Raw genomic sequence first — 1,245 nt, 5'->3', positions numbered from 1 at the left:
TGCCGGAGCCGGGTACCCGCCCTCGGCGTGCGGTCTTCGGGGTGATGTTCCGCTTGCCCCTTACCGACGACTCACCTCGGATGGAAGCGATGCTGCACGCCCGCCTGGCCCGCGCCCATACCCGCGCCGGTCAGAAGCGGGCCACCACCCGCGCGCAAGGTACGGCCTTCGCCCCCTACAACCGCGCCCGGGACGAGAACCCGGCCTACGTGTACTGGGTGGACCAGGGAGAACTGCACAGCCGCCTCGAACACGATGAACCCCGACAAGCCCCGCCAGGCCCTGACCCACTACCAAACCATCCCCGCCCCCCACCTTGGCCTGCCGCCACGGCTGCCCCGACGTAGCCGGTGTCCGCGCTGGTCGGCGGGGACGGGGATCACTGCGCGGATGCCGCGCCTGCGCAAGTGTTCGCGGATCGCGCGGGATGAATACGCCTTGTCGGCCAAGACCAGGTCGGGTGTGGTACGGGGCCGTCCTCCTCGCCGGCGGGGAATGCGCAGGCGGGCCATGACGTCGGTGAAGGCGGGTGCGTCACCGGCCTGTCCGGCGGTGAGATGGAAGGCCAGTGGCCGGCAGCGGTCGTCGGCGGCGAGGTGGATCTTCGTGCTCAGTCCGCCGCGGGAGCGGCCGATGGCATGGTCGTCCGGTTCACCGGCCGGGGCCCATTTTTGCGGGCCCCGGCTGCGTGCTGGTGAGCCCGCACAATCGTGGAGTCCACCGACACAATCCAGTTGAGGTCCTCGTCCGCGTCGGCCCGGGCCACCAGGGCGGTGAAAACCCGCTCCCACGTGCCGTCGACGGCCCACATCCGCAGCCGGTTGTAGACACCCCGCCAGTTGCCGTACTTCTCTGGCAGGTGAACCCACTGGGTACCGGTCCGGAACTTGAAGGCGATCGCGTCGATCACCTCACGATGGCCCGGCCAACGGCCACCCCGTTTCGGGGTCCGGTCCGGGAGCAACGGCTCAATCCGCGCCCACTGCCCATCAGCCAACGGCACACCCGGACCAACGACCAGCTGATCCAAACGAAACCGCCTAGTAGTGCTTCGTTAGGTTCTGGTTCTGGTGCGGGGCAGGGTGCGGCCGCAGGTGGCGCAGGTGCCGGTCCAGCATTTCAGGAGGTCCTGGAGAGCGTCGAGGATCTGGTAGAGGGTGAGGCCGGTGCCTGCGCTTTTGGGTCGTGTCGCCGCAGGGTGAGGAATGCCTGGGCGGCCGTGACGAGAGTGACGTGGTGGTGCCA

Annotated in this window: 1 pseudogene; it reads right to left on the bottom strand. The window is 69.0% G+C overall.

Going from position 1 to position 1,245, the window contains the following annotated elements:
* Nucleotides 1-317 precede the first annotated feature (317 nt).
* Nucleotides 318-1,003: pseudogene (locus tag ABD339_RS33480) on the bottom strand (IS5 family transposase); the annotation flags it as partial.
* Nucleotides 1,004-1,245: the final 242 nt, after the last annotated feature.

This window comes from Streptomyces axinellae (genome assembly GCF_039532135.1).
Classification (GTDB): domain Bacteria; phylum Actinomycetota; class Actinomycetes; order Streptomycetales; family Streptomycetaceae; genus Streptomyces; species Streptomyces axinellae.
Note: the sequence above shows the minus strand (reverse complement) of the source record. Positions and strands in the feature narration are given on the sequence as shown.